Below are 23684 nucleotides of genomic sequence, written 5' to 3' on the forward strand. Positions count from 1 at the left end.
TACGATGGAGACACTGATCGACTACCTGCAGATGTGGGAAGCGCAGAGGCCGGACCAGACCCTCTTCCGGTTCGTCGACGCCGACGGCCGCGAACTCGAGCACTACACCTACCAGGCCTTCGCCGAACGCACCCGCGAACTGGCCGCCTACCTGTCCCGGGAGGCCGGCCTCAAGTCGGGTGATCGCGCGCTGCTGGTTTACCCGCCCGGCCTGGAGATGATCGCGGCGCTGTACGCATGCGCGCGCATCGGGGTGATCGCCGTTCCGGTCAGCCCGCCCCTGCCGATGTCCTTCGATTCCGGGCTCGCCAAGCTCAGCTTCATCGCTCGCGACTGCCAGGCCGTGGCCGTGCTGTCGACGAAGCAGTTCGAGTACGACTTCCGCCAGTTGCTCGGCCAACGCGACGGCGAGCAGGTGTGGGCGGGCGCCGGTGCCGGCCTGCCGGACCTGCCCTGGTACGCGACCGATGGCGCGCAGGACTTCGGCGGCGCCCCCGTCGCGGACACTCCCGGTGAGGTGTTCTTCCTGCAGTACACCTCGGGCTCCACGAGCGACCCCAAAGGCGTGATCGTCACCCACTCCAACGTCATCGCCAACGGCTCCGCCTTCACCGGCGACGTGGTGCTGGCGTCGTGGCTGCCGCAGCACCACGACATGGGGTTGATCTCGGCCTACATGTTCATCGTGCTGCTGGGCGGGTCGACGCACGCGATGTCGCCCCTGGACTTCCTCGCCCGGCCGTCGTCGTGGCTTCGGCTGATCAGCGATGTGCGCGCCACCCACACGCCGGGCCCCAACTTCGCGCTCGAATACTGCCTGCGCGAGGACAAGCTGCCCGACTCCGAATTGGCCGGTGTCGACCTGAGCAGCCTCGAGTGCATCGTGGTGGGCGCAGAACCATTGCGCGCCAACACCTTCGCCCGATTCCGGGAGCGGTTCGCCGAGTACGGTCTGCGGCCCGAGGCGCTCACCGGCGCCTACGGGATGGCCGAATCCACCTTGATCGTCTCGATCCGTGGGCGCCAGACCATCGCGGTGAACAAGCGTGGGCTGGAACGCAACGTCGCTCGCGTCGAAAAGGCGCTGCCGGAGAACAGCAATCAGGTCCCGTTGGTCAGCTGCGGCAAGCCCATCGACAGCAGCATGGTTCGCATCGTCGATCCCGAATCGCGCCAGGCGCTGCCCGACGGGCGGGTCGGCGAGGTCTGGTTGGCCGGGCCCTCCAAGGGCGCCGGTTACTGGAACCGCCCGGAACTCACGGCGGAGATGTTCGGCGCCCGCGTCGCCGGCGACGACGAGCACACCTACCTGCGGACCGGCGATCTGGGCTTCCTCTACGAGGGCGAGCTGTTCGTCTGCGGCCGCAGCAAGGACCTGATCATCGTCCGCGGCGTCAACTGCTATCCCTCCGACGTCGAAGCCGTCGTCGAGCGCAGCGCCCCACACATCCGCAGCGGCTGCGTCGCCGCCTTCTCGGTCGAGCACGACGAGTCCGAGGCGCTGATCGTGGTCGCCGAGGTGCGCGACGCGCACAACCTTCCGGACGCCAAGGCCATCGCCCGCGCGATCCGGCGGCACTGCCACATCGACCCGCACGCGATCGTCTTCGCGCCGCCGCGCAGCATCCCCAAGACCACGTCGGGGAAGATCCGGCGCGCGTCGACCCGCCAACTGTGGCTGGACGACCAGCTTCCCGCCTTCGCGAGCTGGATCAACCAGTCGGCCAACAGGATTCACGATGGCCTGGCCGCGGGCCCGCTGGAGCGTTTCCGCAACCTCATCGAGAGCTACGACCTCACCGGCGACGAGGACTGCTCGTTCGCCGATCTCGGCATCGACTCGCTGGCACTGGCCGAGCTTCGCACCGACCTGCAGGCGCTGCTGGAGGAGAATGGCGCGGGCGAGCTGGCCGAAGAGGTCAACACCCGCCTGCTGCAGCGGCTGACGGTGTCCGAATTCTTCGCGCTGATAAGCCGATTCGGCGACGGATCCGGGCAGGCGCTCGACGCCCTGCGCCGGGCGCTGGATCAGATCTCCGCCGAGTACGAGGCCCACGAGGCCGCCCAGATGCGCGCCGACGCGGCGCTGCCGCTGCCCGAACTGGCGCCCGAGCGCCCGGGTGAGCCCACCGACCTCCTGCTCACCGGCGCGACCGGATTCCTGGGGCCGTTCCTGGTGAGCAGCCTGCTGACGCGGACTTCCTACACGGTGCACGCGCTGGTGCGCGCCACGGACGCCGCGCACGGCCTGGACCGCATCGTCGCCTCGCTGCGCCGCGCCCAGCTGTGGACGCCGGCGCTGGAAGCCGACGTGCGCGCCCGGGTCCGCATTGTCTGCGGCGATCTCGCCGAGCCCGCGCTGGGCATCGGCGAGGCGGCCTTCCAGCAGCTGGCGGCCGACGTCGATGCCGTCGTGCACAACGGCGCGCTGGTCAACTACGTCCGCACCTACGACGCCCTGCGCCCCGCCAACGTGGAGGGCACCCGCGAGCTGCTCCGGCTGGCAATGACCGACCACCGCAAGGTTTTCCACCTCGTCTCCAGCACGTTCATCTACGGCTGGAGCACCGAGCCGGTGGTCGGGGAGTGGGATGCCAACGAAAAGATGGCCGGCCTGGACTTCGGCTACTCGCAGACCAAGTGGGTCGGCGAGCAGCTGGCCCTGGCCGCGCAGCGCAAGGGACTCGACGTCCGCATCTACCGGCCCTCGCTGATCTCGCCGACCCGCGCGGGCTTCGGCAGCCAGGACGACATCCTGGTGCGGCTGACGGCGTTCATGATCGAGCACGGCGTCGCCGTCAACGCGCTCAACCAGATCAGCCTGCTGCCGGCGGACCTGATCGCGGAGCACATCGTCGGACTGATGGGCCTGCCCAAAGATGACAGCGTGGGCAGTGTTTTCAATATGACCGCCGACGACTACTACAACCTCACCGACATCACCCGGATCCTGTCCGAGCGGTACGGGTATCGCTTTGAGTACCACGACATCCCGTCGTTCACCGAGCAGCTGAACCGCCGCTGCACGCCGAACGACCAGATGTACCCGCTGGTCGATTTCCTCACCCGGTCGGCGGACAAGATCGCGGCGATGCGGGACAAGCGCTACGACAACACGCAGTACCGGCACCGGCGGGGGTTGGCGAACGTCCACCTGCGCGAGCCGGCCCTGACCGAGACGGTCGATCATCTGGTCCGGTTCCTGCGCAGCGAGCGGTTGATCACCGAGGTGGAGGACGAGGCGCAGCGCAGCGCCTAGCCTGAAACTTGGACGCCGCGGGTCGCCGCAAGACGGAAAGGGGTGGCGACGATGTTCACCGTCGATGACAAGGCAACGGGCCCGCACGACGCGTCGCTCGACCACGAGCGGATCGTCCTGCAGGCGCGTGACGTCGACTTCGACTGGTCGACGCTGCCGTTCTACTACGTGCCCAACGAGCCCTTCACCACGCACTTCTGCAACGTGCTGCACCTGTTGCTGCCCGCGGGCGAGGAGTTCATCGTGGACGCCTTCAAGGACACCTTGCCGCTGATCAAAGACGATCAACTGCGGCGCGACGTGCAGGGATTCATCAGCCAGGAGGCCATGCACTCGCAGGCGCACGCCGGCGTGCTCGGGCATTTCGCGGCGAACGACATCGACGTGACGCCGTTCACCGACCAAATGCGTTGGCTGTTCACCCAACTCATCGGCGACCGGCCGCGGTGGAGCCCGCGGCGGCGCCAAAGCTGGCTGCTCGAGCGGGTATCGATGGTGGCCGCGCTCGAGCACTACACGGCCATCCTCGGTGAATGGATCCTCGACACCCCGCAGCACGACGCCATGGGCACCGACCCCGTGATGCTCGACCTGTTGCGCTGGCACGGCGCCGAGGAAGTCGAGCACAAGGCGGTCGCCTTCGACACCATGAAGCACCTGCGCGCCGGCTACTGGCGGCAGGTGCGCACCCAGCTGCTGATCACACCGGCGCTGCTGTGGTTGTTCGTCCGCGGCGTGCGTTTCATGTACTCCGTCGACCCGTACTTGCCGCCCGGCACCAAGCCGCGCTGGCGCGACTACTTCCGCGCTGCGCGCCGGGGCCTGGTGCCCGGGCCATTCCAGTTCCTGCGGGTCATCGGCGCCTACTACACCCCGAGTTTCCATCCCTCCCAGCTGGGCGGGGTGGGGCGCGCGGTCGACTACCTGGCCCGCTCGCCCGCCGCCCGCGCGGCGCACTGACGATGACGACCGAAGTGGCTTCAACCACGGTCGCCGCCTCCGACGGCGTGCGACTGGCGGTGCACACCTACACCGACCTCGACCCCGGCCGGCCGACCATCCTGGCCATCCACGGCTACCCGGACAATCACCACGTCTGGGATCCGGTGGCAACGACATTGAGCCGCCGATTCAACGTCGTGGCGTACGACGTGCGTGGGGCCGGCCAATCCTCAACGCCGGCAGACCGTTCGGGGTATCGACTGCCGCAGCTGGTCGCCGACGTCGGCGCGGTGATCGAGCGCCTCGGCGTGGACAGCGTGCACCTGCTGGCCCACGACTGGGGGTCGATCCAGGCCTGGGCCGCGGTCACCGACGACGCGGTGATGGGCAAGATCGCCTCCTTCACCTCGGTCTCCGGGCCGCACCTGAACTACGCGGGCAAGTTCCTGCGGTCAGCGCGCACGCCGCGGGCGCTTTTCGACGTGGCCAAACAGATCCTGGCCTCGTCCTACATCTGGTTCTTCCTGTGCCCGGGCGTACCGGAGCTGGCGATCCGATCCCGGGCGACGGTGAAAGTCTTTGAGGCGGTTGAGCGCATCGGTGGATCGGACACCCGCGGCGGTCGCGGTGCGACGTACCGCTCGGCCGACGATTACCTCAACGGGCTCAACCTGTACCGCGCGAACATGCCCGCACCGATCCTGTCACCCCCTGCGCAACTGCCGCAGACCACCGTTGCGGTACAGGTGCTGGTCGCACGCCAAGACTATTTCGTATCGCCTGCCCTGCAACGGTTTACCGGGTCCATCCCGGAGGGCGGCAGGGTCGTCCCGATCGAGGGCGGCCACTGGGTGGTGACCGCGTACCCCGAGGTCATCGCCCGGCTCACCGGCGAGTGGGTAGACCTGATCGCCCAGTCCACCGACCGTCGTGGCCTCGGCTAGATGTGAGGATGATTGTGGCACAGACTATTTGGGACGGCATCCCGGCCGACCTGTACGGCCGCCGCAAACGGGACCGGATGTACACCGCGTTGTACGGGGTGGGTGCCCTGTTCGGCGGCCTCGCGACGGCGTCGCGGTGGACGTCCGCGCGGGTGCAGCCGGTGCGGCGAACCACCACCGCGGTCGTCACCAACCGCGAACTGCTGGCGCCCGATGTGGTCGCGTTGACGCTGGCCGACCCGTCCGGAGGATTGTTGCCGTCCTGGACACCGGGTGCGCACATCGACGTTCGGCTGCCATCGGGCCGGCGCCGGCAGTACTCGCTGTGTGGTTCGCCCGGGCGGCGCACCGACTATCGCATCGCGGTGCGGCGCATCGCCGACGGCGGCGGTGGCTCGATCGAAATGCACGAGGCCTTCCACGTGGGCGACAAATTCGAGTTCGAAGGGCCCCGCAATGCTTTCTATCTCGTCACCGACGAGCGCGAGGTCTTGTTCGTGATCGGCGGCATCGGGGTGACGCCGATCCTGCCCATGATCCAGACGGCCCAGCAGCGTGGAATCAATTGGCGCGCCGTGTATGCCGGCCGCGGCCGGGAGTACATGCCGTTGCTGGACGAGGTGCTGGCGGTGGACCCGGACCGGGTCACCGTGTGGGCCGACGACGAACGCGGCCGATTCCCCACCGCGACCGACCTGCTTGCCGGCGCCGGGCCGGCGACGGCCGTCTACGTGTGTGGCCCCACCGCCATGCTGGAAGCGGTGCGCACCGCGCGCAACGAACACGCGAACGCGCCGCTGCACTACGAGCGTTTCGGCCCTCCGCCGGTGGTCGACGGGGTTCCCTTCGAGCTGGAGCTGGCCCGGTCGCAGCGGGTGCTCAGCGTGCCGGGGAACCGGTCGGCGCTGGACGTCATGCTCGATCGCGACTCGACCACCGCCTACTCGTGCCAGCAGGGGTTCTGCGGCACCTGCAAGGTGAAAGTGCTTGGCGGGCAGGTCGATCGCCGCGGGCGCACCGCGGAGGGCCAGGACGAGATGCTGGTCTGCGTTTCCCGTGCGAAATCCGGGCGCGTGGTGATCGACGCCTGATCGACGCCTGAGCGCTCAGATGCGCCACGTTTGACCCCGCACCGTGCAAAATGGCCACGTGCAGGGTTTCGGCTTTAACACCTTGGCGTTGCTGACCGCCGTCGGTTTCGCCGGCCCGGCGCTGGCCTCGCTGCCCCGCCTGCGGATACCGGTGATCGTCGGCGAACTCGTCGCGGGTCTGGTCATCGGCAAGACCGGTTTCGGCGTCATCGATGCCACCGACCCGACCTTTGAATTGTTCGCCAACATCGGCTTCGCGCTGGTGATGTTCGTGGTGGGCAGCCACGTTCCGGTGCGCGACCCCGCGTTGCGCTCGGCCGTGCCCAAGGCGCTGGCGCGGGCGGTCCTGGCCGGCGCCGCCGCGGCGGGCCTGGGGTTCGGGCTGGCCACGCAGTTCGGCACCGGACATGCGGCGCTCTACGCGGTGCTGATGGCCTCGTCGTCGGCGGCCGTGACGCTGCCGATGATCGATTCGCTGCGATTGCGCGGCCCGCAGGTGCTGTCGGTGACCGCGCAGATCGCCATGGCGAATGCGGCCTGTATCGTGTTGCTGCCGTTGGTGATCGATTTCCGCCACGCGGTGACGGCGGCGCTGGGCGGGTTGGCGATCACGGGTTGCGCGGCGTTGCTTTTCGTGGTGCTGCGCTGGGTCGACCGCCGGGGCTGGCGTCAGCGCATGCACGACTATTCGCACAGGAATCGGTTGGCGCTGGAATTGCGGATCAACCTGCTGGTGCTGTTCGGGCTGGCGTTGCTGGCCGTGGCCACCGACGTGTCGATCATGTTGGCGGGCTTCGCGCTTGGATTGGTGATCGCCATGATCGGCGAGCCGCGGCGGCTGGCGCGCCAGTTGTTCGGCATCACCGAAGGCTTCTTCAGCCCGCTGTTCTTCGTCTGGCTCGGTGCCTCGCTGCAGGTGCGCGAGCTGGGGGCGCAGCCCAGATACATTCTGCTCGGCGTCGGCCTCGGACTGGGCGGTGTGCTGGCGCATTGCGTGGGGAGGCTGCTCGGCCAGCCGCTCACGTATGCGGTGATGTCGTGCACCCAGCTCGGCGTGGCGGTGGCCGCCGCCACCATCGGCACCCAACAGCACCTGCTTGCCGCGGGCGAAGCGTCGGCGTTGATGTTCGGTTCCCTGCTGACCATCGCGTGCACGTCGATCGCCGGCGCGCTCGCGGCACGCGGCCAGGGCGCCGGCGCACCGAAGGAACCCGCCACGACCCCGGGCTAACCGGCGCGAACACGGCCAATTATGTTCGGGCGCAGTCGGTCTCGACGACCTACATCGGCCCGGGAAGCTCTCCCAAACTGGACAGCTCCGCGTGCACGGGTCCGATGGCGGCCCGGTATTGCTCCTCGCTGAGGGTTTTTGCGTAGTAGCGGTTCATCCGGAGCTGGTACTGCTGCTCCCGGAGTTGCCGGATGCGGTCGAGCCGCGCGGTATCGGCCGCCGACAGGGTCAGGTCCTCGATGCTGATGTGGCCGGCCATGACATGTTCGACCGGTGAGAGCCGATAGCCGCAATGGGCGAGCAGCTCCAGATAGGCTTTGCAGTAAGGCCTTTCGCCGACACGCCAGGTGCCGCGCTGGGTTCCCCACTCGAAAGCGGCCAGCACCATCGCCAGGATCACGATGTCGGAGCGCACGTCGACATTGGCCCGCGCCGCCAACTGCTCTCCGCCGGATTCGTTCATCCCCAGCATCTCTGCCGCCAAAGTCATGCTGGCGGGGCAGTGCAGCTCGGTCAGGTAGTGGAAGTTGCGGGCGATGAAGATCTCGATCCACGGCGGCGGCGCCATCAGCAGATTGGCCCGGACCCAGTCGCGGCGCGCATCGGCGACGGCGGAGGCGCGTCGGTCCAGTTCGCGCATCATCACCCAGTCGCGTTTGGCGTCGGCGGCCGCCTCGGACTCCAGCTTCGCAGGCCGACAGCCGGTGAAGGTGGCGCCGCCCGTCACCTCGTCCAGTGCCAATGGGCGGGCTCGGTCAAAGGTCAGGTACGAGGCGTACACGTCGAGCTCCGGCAATCCGGACCGTCGGGCCAACTCGCCCAGCGTGGTACTGCCCGGCGACAACCTGCAGATCTGATCCTGCTGTCCGAGGTCATCGCGGGTGTAGATGAGGCCGATTTCCTGTTGCTCGTCGCGACGGGTCCCGAGGTACACGCGCCACCCGGCCGGTCCGGCGATTCCTGGCAGAAAGTGCGAAGAGAATTCGACCAGCAGGTCGTCGACCGTGGCCGACGCGGGGTAAACCCAGAACTCGCGGTGCGAGTCGACATCGTCACCCATGGCGACCGAGCTGCGGTCGACGGACACCCGCACCGTGTCAGACATATTCGAGCCCTCACTGCCGTTGGACCTACAAAACTAGCGAAACCGGTGCCGCGTTGCGGGACCGATTGCGTGCCGCTACGTCATGCTTAGGCAATGCCGAAGAAAATGCTGCGGGCGAGTCCGCGGCCGGGGTCTGGCTCGAAGAAGTCTCCGCTGGGCACCTGGCAGGCCGCCGGCCTGAGCATGGCCGTGATCGTGTCCGCGGCAGTGCACGGGTTGGGCGCCGTGGTCGGGGCCGCCGTCATGGTTCCGGTCATCTACGCGTTGGCACGGCTGCATGCGCACGCGCCCACCGCGCGCAATACCGCCGAGTTGGTCGGCGCGACCCTGGGCCGGCGGGCGGGCACGGCCGCGGGCATCGTTCAGCTGTGCGCCTACCTGGTGCTGGCCGCCAAGTTCGCCGCCACCCTGGGACTGGAACTGCTGCAGCTGTTTTCACCGAGCAAAGATCCGGCCAGCATCGTGTCGTGGTTGCCGGTGGTCGCAGTCGGTGCCGTGGTCGTCGTCGGTGCCGCCGCCTGTGGGCTTCCGACTCGGGGTGTCGCTGCGGTGGTGGCGCCGCTGGTGTTCACGGGCCTGCTTATCTACGTCTATCTCGCCGTGGCGGTCACCGCCCGCGTCGCCGCGGGCAGTGACGCGGTCGTCATCGGCACGGCCGCAACGCAGGCTCAGCTGTCCGGCCAGCTCGTCGGGTTCGGCCTCGGGATGGTTGGCGTTGAACTCATCACGGTCCGCAACGCGCGCGTAACCAGGCCGGGCAGATCCATGTCGCTGGCCGTTGTGCTGGTGGCCGTGGCGGCGGTGGTGCTCTGGGTCGGTGATCACCAGGGGGTGGTGGGACCGTGGCGGTGGAGCGCGAAACACCTGGCCGAAGCGGTGCCACAGTTCTACGCCGACCCGGGCCAGAGATGGATGGCCATCGCGGGCATCAGCCTGGCCGTGGCCGCCGCGTTGGCCTCGGGGTGGGCCGCGGTGCGCGCGGCCGCGGGCCTGGCGGTCATGCGTGAGGCGACACCGAACGCCGGCCTGCGGGTGGCGGTGCTGGGCCTGGTCGCGGTGGTTGCCGCCGCAGTCTCGGCGCACGGTGCGCGCTGGATCGGGCTGGTGATCCTCGGCGCGGCGCCGCTGCTGCTGATGGCGCTGTATGTGTTTGCCACAGAAGCGAATTCGCGCATTCCAGGCGACAGTGTGGTGGCCTGGTGGGTCAGGCTGGTGATGCCCGCGGTGGCCGTGGCGGCGGTGGTCAAACCGCTGGTGGACTCCGGCTTCGCCGCGGTCCAGGTGGCGGCGGTGGTTGCCGCGGCGGTCGTCGTGTGCGCCGCGGGGCCGCGGCGGCGCTGCCGGCGCGGCCCCGCGATAGCGCCGCCGAATCTGAGTAGTCTTACGGATTTCGTCAACGGTCCGCTGCCGCAGGCTTATTGGCATGACCGTTCCCAACAGCATGTCGAAAACCACCGTCGCCTTCTTCGTCCAGGCCGCCGTCGCGTTCGCGATCAGCTTCGTGGCCGCACTCGCCGGGATCTACTTCCTCCCGCTTGACCCGTGGCCACGATTGTTCCTCGGCGTCACCTTCCTGTTCCTGGTGTCGAGCGCGTTCACCCTGGCCAAGGTGATCCGTGACCAGCAGGAGGCCGCCACCGTGCGGGTCCGGCTCGACGAGGCCCGCATCGAAAGGTTGCTCGCCGACTACGACCCGCTCAACGGCCCGAACTGAGTAGTTCTACTCAGCCCCAACGCGTAGAAGCGCGCAGGCGCGCGCCCACGCCGTCGGCGATGCTTCTCTCATCGCACCACTCCCGCTCCACCACAACGCATTCGCACCAGCAGAAGGGCTATTTCGCTCCCATGACAACTCTTGTGAAGTTCCCAGGCGTCGCCGAGGTGGCCGCGAGCACCCCGGCCGACCGCGACCGCGTCCTGGACGTCATCCGCATCACCTCCCTGGTCGGCGTGGTGCTCGGCCATACCGTGATGGCGGCCAGCATTATTCGCAACCACGTGTTGATCTGGGACAACCTGCTCACCACCTCGGTGTTGTTCCAGGCGATGACGTGGCTGCTGCAGATCATGCCGCTGTTCTTCTTCGCCGGGGCCGCGGCCTGCGTGTGCTCCTGGGCGCCCGGCGCCAACTGGGGAGACTGGCTGATGAGGCGCTGCACCAGGCTGTTCCGGCCGGTGTTCTATTACCTGGCATTCTGGGCAGTCACCCTGACGGTGCTGTATCACGCGCTGCCGCAACACATCTACGAACCGATCGCCGGCGTCAGCACGCAGCTGCTCTGGTTCCTGGGGGCCTACGTCCTGGTGCTGGCCGCCATGCCCGTGCTGTACCGCATCACCACCGCCGGGCGCCTGGCCGCCGGCGTGGCGACGGTCTACGGGGCCATCGCGCTGATCGACGCGATTCGGTTGCACTGGCCGGCGATGATGCCGCTGGGCTACCTCAACCTGGCCGTCTGGCTCATTCCCGCCATGTTCGGGGTGGCCTACCGCCGGGGCTGCTCGGCGGACGCGCCGCGCTGGCCGTCGCCGCCGCCTTCTTCGCCGTGGATGTCGCCCTCGTGCGGTGGGGCCCGTATCAGATCAGCATGGTCGGCACCGGTGACCACCACCTGTCCAACACCAGCCCGCCGAGCCTGTTGCTGGCCGGACACGCAATCATCCTGAGCGCGTTGGCGATCGCGGCCGCACCGGCGATCGCGCGCTGGGCGCAGCGACCGCGGGTGTGGTGGTGGACCGCCATCGGCAACTCAGGCGCGATGACCCTGTACCTGTGGCACATGCCGGTGCTGCTGGGCGTGCACCTGGCCTTCGATTACCTTGGCCACCCGCGCTTTCCGGGCGCGCCGGATTTCCTCGCCGTCAGCCTCGCGCAGGTGCTCGTCGTGGTCGTCGCGGTGGCCGCGCTGTTCGTCGCGCTGCGGCCGCTGGAGAACAACCCGCTGTCCGGCTGGGACGGCGCGCCGGCGGTGACGTCGCGCGGGCGGGGCGCGGTCATCGGTGCCCTGTTGTGCGCGGCCGGTGTGGCGCTGCTCGCCGCGATCCGATGGGGGCTCAAGGACGACGGGTTGGTGTGCATGGCCGTGGTGGTCACCGCACTGGTGACCGCGCGGATCGTGGCCCAGCGCAACGCCGAAGTGGCGGCGCGGTAGCCGCAGGATCCGTCGACCCGCGGGGCGCGAGTTGTCCGCGCGCCCTGCGGGTCATGGTTCTTCGTCCAGGCCATGCTCGATGGCGTAGCGGGCCAATTCCACCCGGTTGGCGACCTGGAGCTTGCGAAACGTCGCCTGCACGTGGTTTTCCACCGTGCGGTGGCTCAGCGAGAGCCTTTCGGCGATCTGCTTGGCGGACAGCCCTTTTGCGACATAACGCAACACCTCGGTCTCGCGGTCGGTGAGGCTGGGGCGGGCGGGGCCGTCGTCCTTGCTCTGGGCGATGCGCCGGTATTCACCGAGCACCAGCCCGGCCAGGCTCGGGGTGAACACGGCCCGTCCGGCCGCGGTGTCCGTCACCGCCTGCGCCAGTTCGGCTTTCGAGGCGCTCTTGACCAGATACCCCGTCGCGCCGGCCTTCACCGCCTCCAGGACGTCCTCGCGTTCGTCGGACGCGGACAGCACCAGCACCCGCGACGAGGGCGAGACCGCCAGCACCGCGGCGGTCGCCTGCGCGCCGTCGCCGTCGGTGAGCTGCATGTCCATCACCACCACGTCGGGCCGGACCACGCCCGCCCGCCGCTGGGCGGCGGCCACACCGTCGGCAGTGGCCACCACGGTGAATCCGCCCTCGGCCAGGTCGCGGGCGACCGCGTCTCGCCAGATCGGATGGTCGTCGACCACCATCACCGTCGTCGGCGTCGCGTCATCGGGCATGGCGTCCCTCCCCGCGCGGCACGCACAACTCCCACTCGGTGCCTTCTCCGGGCTCACTGCGCATTTCGGCGCTGCCGCCCAATGACGTCAGCCGCCCCACGATGGACTGGGCGATGCCGAGGCGCCCCTGGCGCGCCGCCTCCTCGAGGCGGCCGGCGGCGATCCCCACGCCGTCGTCGCGGACGCTGACCAGGATGGAGTCGCCAAGGTCCTCCACGAGCACGAACGCGTGCGCGTCCGGGCCGGCGTGGGCGACCACGTTGTCCAGCGCATTACCCACCGCGGCGTCGAGTTCGGTTGCCGCCCAACGTCCCAACGGCACCGGGGTGGCGGGCAGGCTGATCGACACCTGATCGGACTCCCGGCAGCGCAGCAACGCGCGCACGTCGACGGTGGCGCCGTCGGCGTCGGGATCGATGTCCGCGCACGCCAGCCAGCGCCGCAGCGCGCGCTCCTGCTCGCTGGCCAGGTCGGCGAGTTCGGCTGTGGCTCCGCCAATTTCGTGCCCCTTCTTGGCGACCAGCGCCAGCACCTGGATGGCTCCGTCGTGGACCTGGCGGGACAGCCGGTCGCGTTCTTGCACCGCGGCGGTCAATCGGGCCGCGCGTTGCAGCTCGTCGTGGGCGCGCCGCGCGGTCTGCGCGGCCATCCCGATGGCCATGCCGATCGCCAGTTCGATGATGACGGTGGCGTTGTGCCCGAGGTTGAGCGCGAAATAGTTCTTGACGCCGAAATTGGTGGCCATCACCGCCAGCCCCGTCAGCATTCCCCCCACGGGGCCGAACTGGATGGCGGCCGAAATCGTGGGATTGCTGGCCCACAACGTCGTCGGCCAGGTCTGGTTGTCGGCCGCCCAGTGCGGACTCGCTACGAGGTTGTTCGAGCACATCAGCAAGACGACGACCACGAGCTCGGCGAGCACCCACGCCGGTGTGCGGCCGAACCCCCGCAGATAGGCGAATGCACAGGCCGCGCTCCAGCCGATCAGTCCGGCGAAAAGCACCCAACCCAGCACGGGCCGAACCAGATCCGGGTTGATCGCGATTTGAAAGCCGGTGGCGTAGACGCAGCTCAACAGGCGGAACACTTGCGCCGCGCGCCACAGCGGCGTGGTGGGATCGGGGCCGTGATTCGCCATCGTGGTCAGCATAGAGGCGCAGGGCCCCGCGGCGGACCGGCCGCGGATATTGGCCAAAAGTCCCTTGAGCGAGTGCCGTCGTGCTCTCGCGGCGCCGCCGAGAACGCGTGATCGTGGATATCGGTAGGCCCTAGGAGAGAGGGGGACGGGGTATGGACACCCGCTTTCCGGACGCCGGAACGATCCGGACGGCCCTGACTTTGGCATCGCGCGCCCCGTCGGTGCACAACACCCAACCCTGGCGGTGGCGTGTCGACGCGGCGAGCCTGCAGCTGTACGCCGACCCGGGCCGGCAACTGCCCAACACCGACCCCGAGGGCCGCGACCTGATCCGCAGTTGCGGCACGGCGCTGCATCACTGCGTCGCCGCGTTCGCCGCGGTGGGCTGGCGATCCCGGGTGAGCCGCCTGCCGAACGCCGACGACCCCGCCCACCTCGCCACGATCGAGCTTTCCCCGCAGCCCGCCGATTTCGTCGACATCGCACTCGCCGCCGCCATCCCCCGGCGGCGAACCGACCGGCGCCACTACAGCTCGTGGCCGGTGCCGACGGGCGACATCGCGCTCATGGCGGCGCGCGCCGCACGCGCCGGCGTCACGCTGTGCCAGGTGGAGGACATCGACACGCTGCACGACATCGTCGCCGAGTCCGTCCGCGATCACCTGACCCAGGACTATCTCGCCGAACTCACGGCGTGGAGCGGGCGCTACTTCTCGGTCGCGGGCGTTCCCGCCCACAACGCGCCGGTCTCGGATCCGGACGCGAAGATCCCGAGTCGGCTGTTCGCCGGTGCGGCGCTGCCGATGGCCCCGGATTCGTCCGCGGCCGACGACAACGCCGTGGTCCTCGCGCTGGGCACCCGCCACGACGACCGGCTGGCGCAGCTGCGCGCCGGCGAAGCCACCAGCGTCGTCTTACTGACCGCGACGTCGACGGGCCTGGCCAGTTGCCCGGTGACCGAACCGCTGGAGACGACCGAAACCCGCGAGGCCGTGCGCTCCGACATCTTCGGCGACAGCAACTATCCGCAGATGCTGCTGCGGGTGGGCTGGGCGCCGATCAACGCCGATCCGCTGCCGGCGACGCCGCGGCGCGACCTCGGCGACTTCGTCGAGTGGGCGATCTGATCGCGCGAGCTACACGTCCCCCGGCGCCGACCCGAACTGGAACCGGCGGCCCGTGACGCTTTCCGGGACGATGCGCACATAGTGCGTCTTCTCCGGCCTGGTCCACGGCAGCACCTGCGCGCGTTCGGCCTCCTCGAGTTCCTCGGGCGTGCGTAGCGAACGCGCCCGGCCCCGGACGATCACGCTCCATGCCTCGGCGACGTTGTGGTCGTCGGCCTCGAACAGCACCCGGTCGTTGATCGCGGAGCTGACCAGCTTGGTGCCCGCCGCGGTGCGGAACAGCACGGTCCGGCGCTGGACGACGTAGTTGACCGGGAAGATGTCGGGCTGGCCGTCGGCGTAGGTCACCAGCCGGCCCAGCGCCAGGCTGCCGAGCAACTCCCAGCATTCGTGCACCGGCAGGATGGCGACTCCGTCGTCGGTCATCGAGATCCCCTTCCCGCGTGCGCGCAATAAACCACTGCCGCAACGCTATTGACGCGCCATCGCTGACAGCGGCGGCCGAAGGTCCTCACCCGTGGGGACCAAAGTCGTTGAAGCCGTTGCTTCTCGATGGCTCCCGTCGAGAATATGGGATATTGGGTTGGTCTGCCGCAAATCTTTCCAGTTGCGAGACCGGCAGGAAAGGGCCCGCCATGGTCAAGGTATTCCTGGTCGACGACCACGAGGTCGTCCGCCGCGGTCTGGCCGATCTGCTCGCCTCCGATCCCGATCTTCAGATCGTCGGCGAGGCGGGCACGGTGGCGGAGGCAAAAGCGCGGATACCGGCGTTGCAGCCCGATGTCGCCGTGCTCGACGTTCGCCTGCCCGACGGCAACGGCATCGAATTGTGCCGCGACCTGGTGTCGGATCACCCCGACTTGCGCTGCCTGATGTTGACGTCCTTCACGTCCGACGAGGCGATGCTCGAGGCGATCCTGGCCGGCGCCAGCGGGTTCGTCGTCAAGGACATCAAGGGCATGGAGCTGGCCCACGCGATCAAAGAGGTGGGCGCGGGCAAGTCGCTGCTGGACAACCGGGCGGCCGCCGCGCTGATGGCGAAGCTGCGCGGCGCCACCGCGCATGACGACCCGCTGTCCGGGCTGACCGAGCAGGAACGCACGCTGCTGGGACTGCTCAGCGAGGGATTGACCAACCGGCAGATCGCGGCGCGGATGTTCCTCGCGGAGAAGACGGTGAAGAACTACGTGTCGCGATTGTTGGCCAAACTCGGCATGGAGCGCCGCACCCAGGCGGCGGTGTTCGCGTCGAAACTCACTCAGCGGTCCGGCCCACCGTCGATGCCGCCGGACTGGTCTGGGTGACCGGCGGCGAGAAGGGCTCGGCGTTCGCCGGACTCGGACAGCGCGGGCTGGTCGGCAAGATGCATGCCCAGCTCGACGAGCTGTTGGCCGCGCGCGACCAGATGGAGCAATTGCTGCGGGTGATCGTGGAGATCGGCGCGGGCCTCGACCTCGACGCCACGTTGCACCGGATCATCAGCGCGGCAAGGGAATTGACCTCGGCCCCGTACGGCGCGCTGGCCATTAGAGATCGCGACGGCGACTTGGTGTCGTTTGTCCACGGGGGCATGGACGACGAGACGGTCCGGCGCATCGGGCACCTGCCGGTCGGCAAGGGGCTGCTGAGTCTGTCGCTGCTGGACACGCCCGCGCTGCGGATGGACGATCTGACCACCCACCACGCCGCGGTCGGTTTTCCCGAACACCATCCGCCGATGCGCGCCTTCCTCGCGGTCCCGATCACCATCCGCGGCACCGTGTTTGGCAACCTGTATCTCACCCACGTCGATCGGGCGCGGGTGTTCTCCGAGTCCGACGAGGTCGCCGCGCGCGCGTTGGCGTTCGCGGCCGCCGTCGCCATCGACAACGCGCAGGTCTTCGAACGCGAGCGGATGTCGGTGAAGTGGGTCGAGGCCAGCCGCGAGATCACCACCGCGCTGCTGTCGCGCCCCGAACCGCATCGGCGGCCCCTGCAACTGATCGCCGAACGCGCGCGCGTGCTCACCGACGCCGAACAGGCCATCGTGCTGGTGCCGGCCGACTCCGACGCGCTCGACGACGACGTCGATACGCTGGTAGTTTCCGCGGCGGTGGGATTGCACGCCTCCGATGTGCTCGGTCAGCGGGTTCCGGTCGACGGTTCCACCACCGGCGCGGTGTTCAAGTCCGGCGAACCGCTGATCACCGAGGAGTTGCGGTACCCGATCCAGGCCTTCACCGACGTCGGGCAGCGCCCGGCGGTCCTGATGCCGCTGCGCGCCCGCGACGAGGTGGTCGGCGTGATCGCCATCGCCCGCGGCGTCGACGAGCCCCCGTTCGACCAGAGCTACCTGGACCTGGTCAGCGATTTCGCCACGCACGCCGCGATAGCGCTGGCGCTCGCGTCGGCGCGCGACGACGCTCGGCAGCTGACCATTCTGGCGGAGCGCGAGCGCATCGCGCACGACCTGCACGACCACGTCATACAGCGACTCTTCGCGGCCGGCATGAACCTGCAGGGCACCCTGGCCAGGGCGCAGTCGCCGGAGGTGGCCGACCGGCTCAATCGCACGCTCGACGACCTGCAAACCATCATCGAGGAGATCCGCACGACGATCTTTGCGCTCAAATCCCCGTTGGCCGCCAGCGGCGATTTCCGGCAGCGCATCCAGCGGGTGGTCGCCGACCTGACCGAAAACCGCGGCCTCGTCACGACCGTGCGCCTGGACGGGCCGATGACCGCCGTGGGACCCGAGCTCGCCGATCACGCCGAAGCGGTCACCACCGAGGCCGTGAGCAACGCGTTGCGCCATTCGGGGGCGTCGCGACTGACCGTCGAGATCAGCGTCGCGGACATGTTCATCCTCAACGTGATCGACGACGGATGCGGCATCCCGGCCGGCAACACGCGGCACAGCGGCCTGGCCAACATGGAGCGGCGCGCCGAGCAGCTCGGCGGCACCTGTGAGATCACCGGCCCGCCCGAGGGCGGCACCCGGGTGCATTGGGTCGCCCCGCTGATCGATCACTGAGGGCGAAAGATGCCGCCCCGCAAGGGCGTTTACTGGTTGGAGCGGATGCGCTGGTGCGCGGTCAGCATCAGGTGGTCGAATTCGGACTGGGTGTTCAGTGGCAGGCCGGCGCGGCGGAAGTCCTCGGCGATCTGCTCGGCCAGCGGCCGCAGCTTGACATTCGCCTCCTGGGACAGCCACTTGAGCAACTCGAAGGCCGCGCGTTCGCCGATGCCGTAGATCAGCATCAGCATGCCCTTGGCCTGTTCGATGGCGGCCCGGTTCTCGCTGATCTCAGCGACTTTCGCGCTCATCTCGTCTTCGCGCGCCTGTTCGTAGGGCGCCGAGACCTCGATGTAGAAACCGTGCGTTCCGATCACGTCGCCGTCGTCATCGAAGATCCGGTCACCGACCACGATGACGTGGTGCACCGACCCGCGCGTGTCGATGATCCGATGGCGCATGCTGAAAGGCTGGCGCGTCTGGACGATTTGGCCGATGGTGGCCGCCACCTGTCCGCGATCGTCGGGATGCTTGTGTGACAACACCAGCTCGGTGGTCGGGGTGACGGTGCCGGGCTCATACCCGTGCATGCGTTGCACCTGATCCGACCATTCCCAGCGCTGGTCGGTGAAGTAGAACCGAAACCAGCCCGCCGGTTGTGCGGCGCCACCGGCCAAAGCCTGTTCGACGTTGGCGGCCTGGCCGTTCAGTTCCCATTTCATGGTGCATCCGATCTCCGTCGCCCCGGTGGTCTGGGGCCGGCGGCGGGCGGCGGTTGGGGGAGTCGGCACTCGGTGCGTGCCGGGGGACCGCCGCCCGGCCGCCGGTCGGTCAGGCGTTGATGACCTCGCGCTGTCCCCCGCCGTCCCGGACGGCCCGGGGCGTGTCACCGCGGCCGACCGTGATCTTGCGCGGCTTGGCCTTCTCGGCCACCGGAACATGCAGGCGCAGAACGCCTTCGGCGTACGAGGCCTCGATCTTGTCGGTATCGAGGTTCTCGCCGAGCACCAGCTGGCGGCTGAACACGCCGCGCGGCCGCTCGGTGGCCAGCATCTCGCGGTTGGGATCGACGGCCGGTCGTTCGGCTCGCACGGTCACCACGTTGCGCTCGATGTCGATGTCCAGCGAGTCGGCATCGATGCCGGGCAGGTCGAACTCGACGACGAACTTCTCGCCTTCGCGCCAGGCGTCCATGGGCATCACCGCCGGGCGGGCGGCGGTACCGAGGACCTGGTGGGCGAAGCGATCGAGGTCACGGAACGGATCTGAACGCATCAGCATGGTGGTCACCTCTCACTCCAATCTAGGCGGTGGGTCGGCAATTTCCTATGTCTAATGACATAGATTTGATATATCACTATCGACAGAATGCCGCAAGTGTGCTAAATAGATTTTTTGAGCCGGTAGCTAAAAGGAGATGGGTGATGGTCGACTACCGCGGCGACGCGGGTGCCCCTCCGTCCGACCATGGTGTGTACGGCATTTCGGTGGCCGCCGAATTGTCCGGGATCGCCGTGCAGTCGCTGCGGCTCTACGAGCGCTATGGCTTGATCACACCGGCCCGCAGCCGGGGCGGAACTCGCCGATACAGCGCCGACGACCTGTTGCGGCTCCGGCGCATCAGTGAACTCGTCGAATCCGGGGTCAACCTGGCCGGCGTCGCCCGCATCCTCGACCTGGAGGACCACAACGCCACGTTGTCGGCGGCCAACACCGACCTGCGGTCCACCAATCGCAGCTTGCGGGAGGCCGCGAAGGCGGCCAAGCCCGCCGACCCGGGCACCCCGTAGCGCCCGTCGCGGATTGCCCCGGCCGGCGCCGGGTACTCGTCCCGCTATGCCTGTGAGGAGAAGCGATGGGTGAGTTGACGGAAACCGGTGCCCAGGTCGCCGGGAGCGCACGGCAGGAAGCGGATGCCTACCGCGGCGACAACGACCGGCCGCTGGGCGGCTACCTGGCGGTGATGGCGGTCTACGGCGTCGTAGTGACCCTCGCGGTGCTGGCCGCGCTGGTCATCGGGCGCAGACTGCCGCCCCGGTGGCGGTTCCAGGACCTGCTCCTGCTCACCCTCGGCACCCACAAGCTGTCGCGCACCCTGACCAAGGACGCGGTAACCAGCCCGCTGCGCGCGCCCTTTACGCACTACAAAGGCACGGGCGGACCCGCGGAAGTCCAGGAAGAGGTCCGCGAGCAGAGCCAGCTCCGGCACAGCCTGGGGGAGCTGCTGACCTGCCCGTTCTGCCTGGACATGTGGGTCGCGACGGGGCTGGCCATCGGCCTGGTGTTCGCGCCCCGATTCACCCGGCTGATCGCCGGCGTGTTCAGCGCGCTGGCCGGCGCGGACTTCCTGCAACTCGCCTACGCCATGGCGCAGCGGTCGGCCGAACGCTGAGATTCGACCGAATAAGGCTGCGTCAGCTCGTCTTCGGCATCGGGATGCCTTCGCTGGCGGTGAACTGCGCGGCATCCTCGGAGGACAGCCCGATCGAGACGACGGAGCGGGTGAACAGTGTGTCGGTCAGGTAGGCCAGCGACACCGCCCACCGGTTCACGCCCCGCGGAATCGCGTACAGGTGATACGACCGGGTGACCGCCTTGGCGGGCAACCCGGACAAATGGATGTTGAGCGGGTTGGCCACCGCGTAGCGCGGTCCGAGGTCGACCACCAGGCCCAGGTTGCGGTGCTTGTAGTCCTTGCTGCTGCCGTAGCCCAGGCTGGCCGCTACGTTGCGGGCCAGCGCCTTGCCCTGCCGGGTCGCGTGTTGCGCGGTCGGCGGGGTGATTTTTCCCGGCTGGGTCAGATCGGGGACCGCGGCCGCGTCACCGGCCGCGAACACCTCGGGGTGATCGGGCACCTGTAAGTCGGCCTGTACCGTGAGCCGGCCCCTCTCGGTCGGTAGTCCCAGGTTCTGGATCAACGGGGCGCCCGTCACCCCCGTCACCCAGGCGATCGTGCGGGTCTCGATGCGCGAATCATCGCTGAGCACAACGTGATCGGCGTGCGCCTCCTTGAGGGTGATGCCGAGCCGGACGTCGATGCCGCGCTTGCGCAGCACCTTGAGTGCGGCGTCGCCCAGCTTCTTCCCCACCTCGGGCATCACCTGGTCGGCCAGGTCCAGCAGCAGGAATCGGACCTCGGCGGGGTTGAAGCCCATCTGTTTGGCCGCGGCGTCGGCCAGCGCCCGCAGCTGGGCCACCAGCTCGGTGCCCGAATAGGACGCGCCGACCACCACGACGGTGCGCCGCGCCGCGGCCACCCGCGCATCGTCCTCGATGCTGGCCAGCTCCAGCTGTTCGACGAAATGGTCCCGCAGGTAGAGGGCCTCGGCGGTGGACTTCAATCCGCGCGCGTGCCTGGCGAGCCCCGGGACATCGAACAACCGGGTCACCGAGCCCGGCGTCAGCACCAGCCGATCCCAGGACAGGGAATGACTGCGCTCTTCGGGGTCGCAATAGGTCAGCGTGCGTTCATCGAAGTCCACACCGTCCACCCGACCGCGCACGGCTCGGACGCCCTTGAGCGAATTGGCCAGTGGGACAGCGACAAAGCGGGCATCGACAACGCCGCCGGCGACGTCGGGCAGCAGCGGCGTGTACAGCATGTAGTCGACCGGCGAGATGATCGTGATGTCGACGGGCGCACGCCGCCGGCGCAGAATCCGGGCCAGCCGACGGGCGCAGGTGAATCCGGTGAAGCCGCTTCCCACGATCACAATGGAGGTCACTGCCCCGAGTGTAGGCGGCCTGCGGGGCCGGGCCGGCACCCGCATCCCGGATCAGCGCGGTCGTTGTCACGAAATACACTCGCTATCAACAAGTTTGAGGTCGATGGGGGGGTCGGTCCTTGGCTCCCTTTCTCCGGGTGCTGGGCCCGGCCGGGGGACTCGACTTATTCGTTATCTGGCCTTGCGCTTCGCTGAATGGCTCATAGACTTCTGGTTGGACGTTGGCGGCCTCTGGAGGTGATCTCATGCGAGACGGCAGTGCCACCATCGCCAGTGAGCTCGTCGAGCTGGTGACGAATCTGGAGCGTGGAAACGGCGGCACCGCTGCGGGGCTGCACGAGCTCATCGAAAATGGGGTGCACCACGTCACCGGCGCCCAATATGCGGGGATCACGCTGGCCGAGAGAAGCAGGTCGGTCAGCAGTGTCGTTGCCACGCACCGCTACCCGATGGTTCTGGACGCGATTCAGAACAGGTTCGCCGAGGGGCCGTGCCTCGCCGCGGCCTGGGAGCACCACGTCATGCACATCGCCGAGCTGAGCGCCGAACAGCGTTGGCCGCGCTACCGGCGGTACGCGCTTGAGCAGACCCCGATCCGGTCCATCCTGTCGTTCGAGTTGTTCGTCGACGGCACCAGCATGGCCGCACTCAACTTCTATGCCGACACCCCGCACGCATTCAACGCGGAGTCCGTGGAGCTGGGCACGGTTTATGCCACTCACATCGCCTTGGCGTGGTCGATGATGCGCCGCCAAGACCAATTCCGCAGCGCCCTGGCCTCGCGCGACATCATCGGCCAGGCCAAGGGTGTGATCATGGAGCGCTTCAACCTCGACGCCGTGGAGGCGTTCGAACTGCTGAGGCGGCTCTCGCAACAGTCCAACACCCGGCTGGTGGACATCGCGGCCGCCCTCATCGACAGCGAACATCCGCTGAAACACCGGCGCACTGAATAGGACCGCCGGCAGGCGCGCGGCCCGGGCCCAACCGGTGGAAGTGACGGTGCCGTTTCGACGGGTGCGAGGCGGGTATCGCCCTTCCCATGAAAGCTGTCACGTGGCACGGCAAACGCGATGTACGGGTGGAATCGGTGCCCGATCCCAAGATCGAGGAACCCACCGATGCCATCGTCGAGATCACCTCGACCAACATCTGCGGGTCCGACCTGCACCTGTACGAGATTCTCGGGGCGTTCATGAACCCCGGGGACATCCTCGGCCACGAGCCCATGGGCATCGTGCGGGAGGTCGGCGCCGAGGCGGGCGACCTCAGGGTGGGCGACCGGGTCGTCATTCCGTTCCAAATCTCCTGCGGCAGTTGCCACATGTGCCACGAAAAGCTCTACACCCAGTGCGAGACCACCCAGGTGCGCGAGCAGGGCATGGGGGCGCCGCTGTTCGGCTATTCGGAGCTCTACGGCTCCATCCCGGGCGGGCAAGCCGAGCTGCTTCGCGTCCCGCAGGCGCAGTTCACTCACATCAAAGTCCCTGTGGGACCGCCGGATTCGCGGTTCGTGTATCTCTCCGACGTGCTGCCGACGGCGTGGCAGGCGGTCGACTACGCGAACATCCCGGACGGCGGCTCGGTCACCGTGCTCGGGCTGGGTCCGATCGGGGACATGGCCGCGCGGATCGCCGATCACCTGGGCTACCGCGTCATCGCCGTCGACCTGGTGCCCGAGCGGCTGGGCCGGGCGGCCAAGCGCGGCATCCACACCATCGATTTGGGGCGGCTCGACTCCTCCCTCGGGGACGCGATCCGTGACCTGACCGACGGCCGGGGAACCGACTCGGTCATCGAGGCGGTCGGCATGGAGGCGCACGGCTCGCCGGCGGCCAAACTGGCGCAACAGGTCGCCGGGTTGCTGCCCGATGCGCTCGGCAAACGCGTCATGCAGACCGCAGGTGTGGACCGGCTGTCCGCCCTGTACTCCGCCATCGACATCGTGCGGCGCGGCGGAACGATCTCACTGATCGGTGTGTACGGCGGCATGGCCGACCCGCTGCCGATGCTCACCCTGTTCGACAAGCAGGTGACCCTGCGGATGGGACAGGCCAACGTCAAGCGCTGGGTCGACGACATCATGCCGCTGCTGACCGACGAGGACCCGCTGGGCGTCGAGGGCTTCGCCACCCATGTGCTGCCACTGGATCAGGCCCCGCACGCCTACGACATCTTCCAGAAGAAGCAGGACGGTGCGGTGAAGGTCATACTCAAGCCGTGATCGGTTATGCCCCAGAGCTTTCCGGTCAGCCCAG

At 68.4% G+C, this 23684-nt stretch carries 21 protein-coding genes and 1 pseudogene; 15 read left to right on the forward strand and 7 right to left on the reverse strand.

The features are described 5' to 3' along the window. The first annotated feature begins 4 nt into the window (after positions 1–4). The 5 genes from B9D87_RS25185 to B9D87_RS25205 are packed head-to-tail and all read left to right on the forward strand — an operon-like array spanning position 5 to position 7467. A complete protein-coding gene (locus B9D87_RS25185) occupies positions 5–3259 on the forward strand; it encodes a thioester reductase domain-containing protein (RefSeq protein ID WP_007772992.1) in 3255 nt (1084 codons plus the stop codon). 51 nt (positions 3260–3310) lie between these two features. Further along, on the forward strand, positions 3311–4219 hold the full coding sequence (locus B9D87_RS25190) for a metal-dependent hydrolase (RefSeq protein WP_007772991.1): 909 nt from the start codon (positions 3311–3313) through the stop codon (positions 4217–4219). Positions 4220–4221: 2 nt separating this feature from the next. Continuing rightward, entirely contained in the window at positions 4222–5145 is a 924-nt protein-coding gene (locus B9D87_RS25195) for an alpha/beta fold hydrolase (protein WP_007772990.1), read from the forward strand. Between the two features lie 8 nt (positions 5146–5153). After that, positions 5154–6236, forward strand: a complete 1083-nt coding sequence (locus B9D87_RS25200) for a PDR/VanB family oxidoreductase (protein ID WP_040630920.1) — start codon at positions 5154–5156, stop codon at positions 6234–6236. Positions 6237–6279: 43 nt separating this feature from the next. After that, positions 6280–7467, forward strand: coding sequence for a cation:proton antiporter (locus B9D87_RS25205; RefSeq protein ID WP_040630918.1), 1188 nt, complete (start codon positions 6280–6282; stop codon positions 7465–7467). Positions 7468–7516: 49 nt separating this feature from the next. On the opposite strand, the gene B9D87_RS25210 is transcribed toward B9D87_RS25205, so the two are convergent. Beyond that, positions 7517–8572, reverse strand: coding sequence for a hypothetical protein (locus B9D87_RS25210; RefSeq protein ID WP_007772987.1), 1056 nt, complete (start codon positions 8570–8572; stop codon positions 7517–7519). A gap of 93 nt (positions 8573–8665) precedes the next feature. Here B9D87_RS25210 and B9D87_RS25215 point away from each other — a divergent pair, with 93 nt between their 5' ends. The 3 genes and pseudogenes from B9D87_RS25215 (at position 8666) to B9D87_RS25225 (ending at position 11812) form a co-directional block, all read left to right on the forward strand. Then, the gene (locus tag B9D87_RS25215) at positions 8666–10111 is read left to right on the forward strand and encodes a hypothetical protein (RefSeq protein ID WP_254425544.1); all 1446 of its coding nucleotides are present in this window, start codon (positions 8666–8668) and stop codon (positions 10109–10111) included. Next, on the forward strand, positions 9996–10286 hold the full coding sequence (locus B9D87_RS25220) for a YiaA/YiaB family inner membrane protein (RefSeq protein WP_007772983.1): 291 nt from the start codon (positions 9996–9998) through the stop codon (positions 10284–10286). Before B9D87_RS25215 ends, B9D87_RS25220 begins: the two co-directional genes overlap by 116 nt. A gap of 131 nt (positions 10287–10417) precedes the next feature. Continuing rightward, positions 10418–11812: pseudogene (locus tag B9D87_RS25225) on the forward strand (acyltransferase family protein). Here the strand turns inward: B9D87_RS25225 and B9D87_RS25230 are convergent. After that, on the reverse strand, positions 11776–12441 hold the full coding sequence (locus B9D87_RS25230; RefSeq protein ID WP_007772979.1) for a response regulator: 666 nt from the start codon (positions 12439–12441) through the stop codon (positions 11776–11778). The pseudogene B9D87_RS25225 and the gene B9D87_RS25230 overlap by 37 nt on opposite strands. Next, on the reverse strand, positions 12431–13591 hold the full coding sequence (gene macS, locus B9D87_RS25235; RefSeq protein WP_007772978.1) for a MacS family sensor histidine kinase: 1161 nt from the start codon (positions 13589–13591) through the stop codon (positions 12431–12433). Before macS ends, B9D87_RS25230 begins: the two co-directional genes overlap by 11 nt. A gap of 140 nt (positions 13592–13731) precedes the next feature. Here macS and B9D87_RS25240 point away from each other — a divergent pair, with 140 nt between their 5' ends. Next, complete coding sequence (locus tag B9D87_RS25240) at positions 13732–14706, forward strand: Acg family FMN-binding oxidoreductase (RefSeq protein WP_007772977.1); 975 nt, start codon at positions 13732–13734, stop codon at positions 14704–14706. A 9-nt stretch (positions 14707–14715) separates the two neighbouring features. On the opposite strand, the gene B9D87_RS25245 is transcribed toward B9D87_RS25240, so the two are convergent. Beyond that, entirely contained in the window at positions 14716–15132 is a 417-nt protein-coding gene (locus B9D87_RS25245) for a pyridoxamine 5'-phosphate oxidase family protein (RefSeq protein ID WP_007772976.1), read from the reverse strand. A gap of 209 nt (positions 15133–15341) precedes the next feature. On the opposite strand from B9D87_RS25245, the gene B9D87_RS25250 reads away from it, so the two are divergent. Beyond that, entirely contained in the window at positions 15342–16010 is a 669-nt protein-coding gene (locus B9D87_RS25250) for a response regulator (RefSeq protein ID WP_007772974.1), read from the forward strand. A gap of 59 nt (positions 16011–16069) precedes the next feature. Further along, positions 16070–17719: a sensor histidine kinase gene (locus tag B9D87_RS25255; protein ID WP_040631055.1), complete on the forward strand. Its 1650-nt coding sequence runs from the start codon at positions 16070–16072 to the stop codon at positions 17717–17719. A 29-nt stretch (positions 17720–17748) separates the two neighbouring features. On the opposite strand, the gene B9D87_RS25260 is transcribed toward B9D87_RS25255, so the two are convergent. Both B9D87_RS25260 and B9D87_RS25265 read right to left on the reverse strand, forming a co-directional pair. After that, on the reverse strand, positions 17749–18423 hold the full coding sequence (locus B9D87_RS25260) for a PAS and ANTAR domain-containing protein (RefSeq protein WP_007772970.1): 675 nt from the start codon (positions 18421–18423) through the stop codon (positions 17749–17751). 109 nt (positions 18424–18532) lie between these two features. Continuing rightward, positions 18533–18982 (reverse strand): Hsp20/alpha crystallin family protein, encoded by a 450-nt coding sequence (locus tag B9D87_RS25265; protein ID WP_007772968.1) that lies wholly within the window; start codon positions 18980–18982, stop codon positions 18533–18535. 143 nt (positions 18983–19125) lie between these two features. Between B9D87_RS25265 and B9D87_RS25270 the strand changes: the two genes are divergently transcribed. Together B9D87_RS25270 and B9D87_RS25275 are read left to right on the forward strand one after the other, a co-directional pair. Beyond that, positions 19126–19491 (forward strand): MerR family transcriptional regulator, encoded by a 366-nt coding sequence (locus B9D87_RS25270; RefSeq protein ID WP_007772966.1) that lies wholly within the window; start codon positions 19126–19128, stop codon positions 19489–19491. 65 nt (positions 19492–19556) lie between these two features. Next, positions 19557–20093, forward strand: coding sequence for a DUF1360 domain-containing protein (locus tag B9D87_RS25275; RefSeq protein WP_007772964.1), 537 nt, complete (start codon positions 19557–19559; stop codon positions 20091–20093). 22 nt (positions 20094–20115) lie between these two features. Here the strand turns inward: B9D87_RS25275 and B9D87_RS25280 are convergent, their stop codons facing one another. Then, positions 20116–21426 carry an NAD(P)/FAD-dependent oxidoreductase gene (locus B9D87_RS25280; RefSeq protein WP_007772962.1) on the reverse strand — a complete coding sequence of 437 codons (1311 nt, stop codon included), beginning with the start codon at positions 21424–21426 and terminating at the stop codon, positions 20116–20118. 245 nt (positions 21427–21671) lie between these two features. Between B9D87_RS25280 and B9D87_RS25285 the strand changes: the two genes are divergently transcribed. Then, positions 21672–22382 (forward strand): GAF and ANTAR domain-containing protein, encoded by a 711-nt coding sequence (locus tag B9D87_RS25285; protein WP_007772960.1) that lies wholly within the window; start codon positions 21672–21674, stop codon positions 22380–22382. Between the two features lie 86 nt (positions 22383–22468). Next, positions 22469–23650 (forward strand): zinc-dependent alcohol dehydrogenase, encoded by a 1182-nt coding sequence (locus tag B9D87_RS25290; RefSeq protein ID WP_007772959.1) that lies wholly within the window; start codon positions 22469–22471, stop codon positions 23648–23650. The last annotated feature ends 34 nt before the right edge of the window (positions 23651–23684 follow it).

The sequence above is a fragment of the Mycobacterium colombiense CECT 3035 genome, assembly GCF_002105755.1.
Lineage (GTDB): Bacteria > Actinomycetota > Actinomycetes > Mycobacteriales > Mycobacteriaceae > Mycobacterium > Mycobacterium colombiense.